The following is a 5,045-nucleotide window of genomic DNA, read 5'->3' as shown; positions in this document are numbered from 1 at the left end:
GCCGTTAGAGGATCCACTCTGGCGGGCCGGGCCCCCGGCCCCGCGCCGCCCGCGACCCGGTGCCGGGGTCGGAGGCGGCGCCGGGGTCGGAGGCGGCGCCGGGGTCGGAGGCGGCGCCGGGGTCGGAGGCGGCGCCGGGGTCGGAGGCGGCGCCGGGGTCGACGTCCCGCGCGGGAGCCGGTTCGGGCCGCTCGACGGGGGTGCTCACTTGCCGGAGCCGGCCAACGCGCCGGAGACGAGCTGACGTTGGAACACCAGGTAGATGACGAGCACCGGCAGGAGGGCCACGATCAGGCCGGCGCTGACCAGCGGCACCGAGACGTCGTACTGGCCGCTGAGCATGGAGACCCCGACCATCAGGGTCTTGGAGTCCGAGCCGCCCATGATGACCAGCGGCAGGAGCAGGTCGTTCCACATCCAGACGAAGTTGAAGATGGCCAGCGCGGCCAGCGCCGGAGTGGCGATCGGGGCGAGCAGCCGGAACAGGATTGTGAAGTGTCCGGCCCCGTCGACCCGAGCCGCCTCGATCAGCTCGTCGGGCACCTGTTGGAAGTAGCCGGCGAGCTGGTACGTCCCCAGCGGCAGCCCGAAGGCCGCGTACGCCAGGATCAGCCCCTGGTACTCGCCGGTCATCCCCAGGTCCAGCACCGTCTGGTACAGCGGGTAGATGATGGCCTGGCTGGGGATGGTCAGGGTGATGATGATCAGCAGGAAGACCACCTTGCCGCCCCGGAACCGCAGCTTGGTCACGGCGTACGCGACGAGCATCGCGGCCAGCACCGACAGGACCAGCCCACCGACGGTGGTGATGATCGAGTTGAGCAGGAGCCGGGGCATGTCCATCCGCTTGAACGCCTCGACGTAGTTCTCCAGGGTGATCCCGGAGGTCGGCAGCCCCAGCGGGTCCTGGGCGAACCCGTGCTGGGTCTTGAGCGAACTGACCACCGTGAACAACAGCGGGTAGATCGCCGCCACCGCGACCACCACCAGCGCGAAGGTCAACAGGTAGCGCCCGATCCGGGCGGATTGTCGCCGAGTCATCGCGGCTTCCGGGTCCCCTCTGTGAACATGTGCCGGACGCTGAAGATCGACAGCACGGCGACGAAGGCGAACAGGGCGATACCGATGGCCGAGCCGTACCCCCGGTCGAGGAACTGGAAGGTGGTCAGGAAGACCAGGTACTCCGGCAGCATCGTGGCGTTACCGGGGCCACCCTGGGTGAGGGCGTAGATCAGCGGGAACAGCCAGATCAGGACCCCGGAGGCGCACAGGACGCTCCAGTACGCCACCGTCGGACGCAGCATCGGCACCACCACCGACAGCAGCCGCCGCCAGAACCCGGCCCCGTCGAGGTAGGCGGCCTCCAGCACCTCGTCGGGGATGGTGGCCAGCCCCGCCAGGTAGGTCATCACCCCGAGGCCGAAGAAACTCCACAGGGCGACCGCCACCAGCGAGAACAACGCGCTGTTCTGCCCGTTGAGCCACTCGATGGCCAACGGTCGCAACCCCACCGCCCGCAGCAGGGCGTTGATCGGTCCGTCCGGGGCGAGGATCTGCCGGAACATGATGCCGACCACGATGGGGGCGATGGTGTACGGGACGAAGTAGACGGCCCGGAAGAACTTCCACCCGGGGGCCCGCTGGTGGATCAGCACCGCCAGCACCAGGGGGAACACGACCCAGACCGGCAGGGTGGCCACCACCAGCAGGGCGTTGCGGAAGCTGGCCAGGACCACCGGGTCGTCGAACATCCGGGTGTAGTTGTCGAACCCGGCGAACGAGCTGTCGCCGAAACCGCTGGACTGCTCGAAGCTGGTCACGACGCCCCGGGCGAGCGGCACCAGCTTGAAGGTGACAGCCAGGACCAACGCCGGCAGCACCATCAGGGCGCCGAACCACCACTCCCGGGCGTGGGTGGACCGCCGGTTGCGTCGTACCGGCGGTGGGGTTGTCGCGACGGCCGGCTCGGCGGCCTTCGCGGTGGAGATGCTCATCTGCTTGTCCTCCCCAGGGCTGACCGGGTGGGGTGACGCGGGGCCACCCCACCCGGTGCGACTAGTTGCCCTGCCGCTTCGTCGGGCTGCGCTCCAGCGCCTGCTGCATCTGGTCGGCCCACTTGTCCACGGTGAGCTGGCCGAGGGTCACCTGCTGCCAGCCCCGGGCCAGGGCGTCGGCCTCCGGGCCGGAGAGCATCACACCGGCGTGCAGGGTCGGCTCGGCAACCAGCTCCTGGATCTTCTTGAAGGCCGGCGACGACGGCAGCAACGACTGGTCGACAGTCGTGTTCAGCGGCTGACCCTTGGCGTGCTTGACCCAGAGTTCGCCGTTCTCCTTACCGGCCAGCCAGGTGATGAACTCCAGGCCGGCTTCCTTCTTGTCGCTCCACTGGGTCACCCCGTAGACGGCACCCTCGATACCGGAGAACTTCTGCGCCAGCGGCGCGTCCGGGTTGATCGTCGGCCACCGGGTCACGCCGAGCTTGTCGTCACCGAGGGCCTTGCCGAACGCCTCCCAGTTCACCGCGTCGGAGATGATCGTGCCGGCGAAGGCCGCGTCGCCGCGCTGGAAGATGTCGGCACCGTCGGGGAGCATGGTGATCGACGGGGCGTTGCGGTTCGTCCAGCCCTTGGTCGTGATCTCGGCGAGCTTCTCCAGGGTCTGGACCAGCTTCGGGTCCTTCCAGGACAGGGTCCCGGCCAGCAGGCCACGGATGTCGTCCTCGGTCAGGTAGTTGCGGGCGATCTCCGGGAAGTCCCAGTACGCCGGGAAGGTGCCGGACAGCCCCAGCGCCAGGCAGGTCTTGCCGGCCTTCTTCACCGCCTCGCAGGCCGCCCCGAACTCGTCCCACGTGGCCGGCGGGGTCTCCGGGTCCAGCCCGGCGGCGGTCAGGACCTCCTTGTTGTAGTAGAGGACGTTGCCCTGGTAGGAGAAGGGCACCCCGAAACAGGCCTTGCTGGTGTCGAAGTCCTCGCAGGCCCCGCTGTAGGTGACCAGGTCCTTGTTGATCTCGGCGGCCCGGTCGCCCAACGGCACGTACGCGCCCCGCCTGTCGAACAGCTCCAGCCCGGCGTTGTTGGCCATCACGTCCGGCCCGGACTGTGAGGTGATGTACGGCCCCTGCACCTCGGGGTACTTGTCGAAGGGGACCGACTGCATGTCCAGCTTGATGTCCGGGTGACCGGCCTCGAATGTGGACTTCACCTGCTGCCAGTACTCGGTGCCGCCCGGCTCCCAGGTGAGCACCTTGAGGGTGACCGGACCGTCGGAGGCACCGTCACCGCCACCGCACCCGGTGAGCGCCACTGCGGCGGCCACACCGGCGGCGAGGGCACCGGCCAATCTACGTCGAAACATCGGCGGAAGCTCCTGTCAGGAGAGGGGTTCGGGGGTGATCGGGCGGGTGACGCCACCGGCGGCGGCGCTTTCGGTGACGGCCGTGGCGACCTGGACCACGTGCAGCCCGTCGGCGAGCGGAACGACCGCCGAGGGGTCGGTGCCGGTCACCTGACCGACGAAGTGGCGCAGCTCGGCGGCGAGTGCCCCGCCGCCGTCGACAGGCGACAGGAGCCAGTCCGGCGCCTCGGTCGACTCGGCCGCGACGAGCACGGCGGGATGTCCGAGGTCGACGTGGGCGACGCCCTCGGTGCCGTAGACCTCGACCAGGTCCTGGGTGTGGTTGGGGGTGTGTTCGGGCAGGAGGTAGCTGTTGCGGATCGACGACACGACGTCGTTGGCGTGCCGAAGCTCCGCCCAGACCAGGACCGGCGCTGCCGGTCCGGGTCGGGTCCGGGCCGCCGCGCGGACCTCGACCACCGGGGACTGGGCGTACCAGATCGCCAGGTCGATGTCGTGCACGGCGGTGAGCAGGGCCGGGTGTTCGCCGGGGAAGAGGCGGCTGAGGGTGCGCGGCCGGTCCCGGCGGGACGAGACCGCCAGCACCTGACCGAGACGACCGGCGCGCACCGCGTCGTAGAGGGCCCGGTGGGGGGCGCTGTGGCGCAGGATGTGCCCCGGCTGGCAGAGCACCCCGTGGGTCCGGGAGGCGGCGACGATCGCGGCGGCGTCGCGCACCGTCGCCGCGAGCGGTTTCTCCACGAGCACCGGTACGCCGGCGGCGAGGAGCCGCACCGCCACCGCCCGGTGGGCCGGGCCGGGGACGCAGACCGACGCTGCCTGTGGGGCTCCGGCGGCGAGCAGGTCGTCGACGTCGGCGAAGGTCCGGGGGACGTCGTGTGCGGCGGCCACCCGTTCCCGGGTGGTCGGGTCCGGGTCGACGAGCGCCGTCACCGGCACCCCCAGCGACCGGTACGCGGCCACGTGGCGCACCCCGAAGGCCCCGGCCCCGATCACCGCCACCTCGGGTGGGGCGGTCACGCCGGTACCCCCGCCGTCGTCGGACCCGACCCGGGCAGCACGGTGCCGAGTTCTCCGGTCGGCGTCGTCGGGTCTGCGGCGAGTCGGCCGTCGAGCACCGCCCGGGTGAGGCGGTCCAGGGCGCTCACCCCGACGGCGAGGCACCGCTCGTCCACGTCGAACGACCCGGAGTGCAGGGGCGCTCCGCCCCGGTCACCGGTGACGCCGAGCTTGACGTACAGGCTGGGGCCGAGCGCGCCGAGCAGGGCGAAGTCGTCGGTGGTCAGTGGCGGTACGGCCAGGTCGACCACCTCGACCAGGCCGGGCAGTTCGGTGTGGGCCAGGGCGACCAGGTCTGCCGCGTTGCGCACCGGCGGCATCTCGTTGGCCCAGGTGAACCGGATTCCGAGGTCGAGGGCGGCGGCCTGGTGGCGGGCGACCCGCTCGATGACCGTCTTGAGCCGCTCGCGGGTGCCCTCGTCGTGGGTGCGCAGGGTGCCGGTGGCCTCGGCGTAGCCGGCGACCTGGCTCTGGCTGGCACCCCCGGCGATGGTGCCGATGTTGAACGCGACCAGCTCGTCGGCGTTGCGGGACCGGGCCACCCCCGCGTGCAGCAGGTTGACGATGCCGCTGAGTCCGAGGATGGCGTCGCGGCCCAGCGCCGGGGTGGCGGCGTGGGCGGCCCGGCCGAG

6 protein-coding genes are annotated in these 5,045 nt (G+C 71.1%); all 6 read right to left on the bottom strand.

The annotated features are described in order from the left end of the window. Positions 1-4: 4 nt before the first annotated feature. The gene (locus ABT336_RS26770) at positions 5-208 is read right to left on the bottom strand and encodes a hypothetical protein (protein ID WP_350900282.1); all 204 of its coding nucleotides are present in this window, start codon (positions 206-208) and stop codon (positions 5-7) included. Further along, the gene (locus ABT336_RS26765; protein ID WP_350900280.1) at positions 205-1,041 is read right to left on the bottom strand and encodes a carbohydrate ABC transporter permease; all 837 of its coding nucleotides are present in this window, start codon (positions 1,039-1,041) and stop codon (positions 205-207) included. Before ABT336_RS26765 ends, ABT336_RS26770 begins: the two co-directional genes overlap by 4 nt. Continuing rightward, positions 1,038-1,994, bottom strand: a complete 957-nt coding sequence (locus ABT336_RS26760) for a carbohydrate ABC transporter permease (RefSeq protein ID WP_350900278.1) — start codon at positions 1,992-1,994, stop codon at positions 1,038-1,040. Before ABT336_RS26760 ends, ABT336_RS26765 begins: the two co-directional genes overlap by 4 nt. A gap of 61 nt (positions 1,995-2,055) precedes the next feature. Further along, a complete protein-coding gene (locus ABT336_RS26755) occupies positions 2,056-3,354 on the bottom strand; it encodes an ABC transporter substrate-binding protein (protein ID WP_350900276.1) in 1,299 nt (432 codons plus the stop codon). Positions 3,355-3,369: 15 nt separating this feature from the next. Further along, entirely contained in the window at positions 3,370-4,374 is a 1,005-nt protein-coding gene (locus tag ABT336_RS26750) for a Gfo/Idh/MocA family protein (protein ID WP_350900274.1), read from the bottom strand. Continuing rightward, a partial coding sequence (locus tag ABT336_RS26745; RefSeq protein ID WP_350900272.1) for a peptidase dimerization domain-containing protein occupies positions 4,371-5,045 on the bottom strand: 675 nt, incomplete at its 5' end. The genes ABT336_RS26745 and ABT336_RS26750, both read right to left, overlap by 4 nt.

Origin of the sequence: Micromonospora sp. NPDC000207, from assembly GCF_040300925.1 — a bacterium.
GTDB lineage: Bacteria > Actinomycetota > Actinomycetes > Mycobacteriales > Micromonosporaceae > Micromonospora.
The sequence above is the reverse complement of the archived record's forward strand: the minus strand, read 5'-3'. Positions and strand labels throughout refer to the sequence as shown.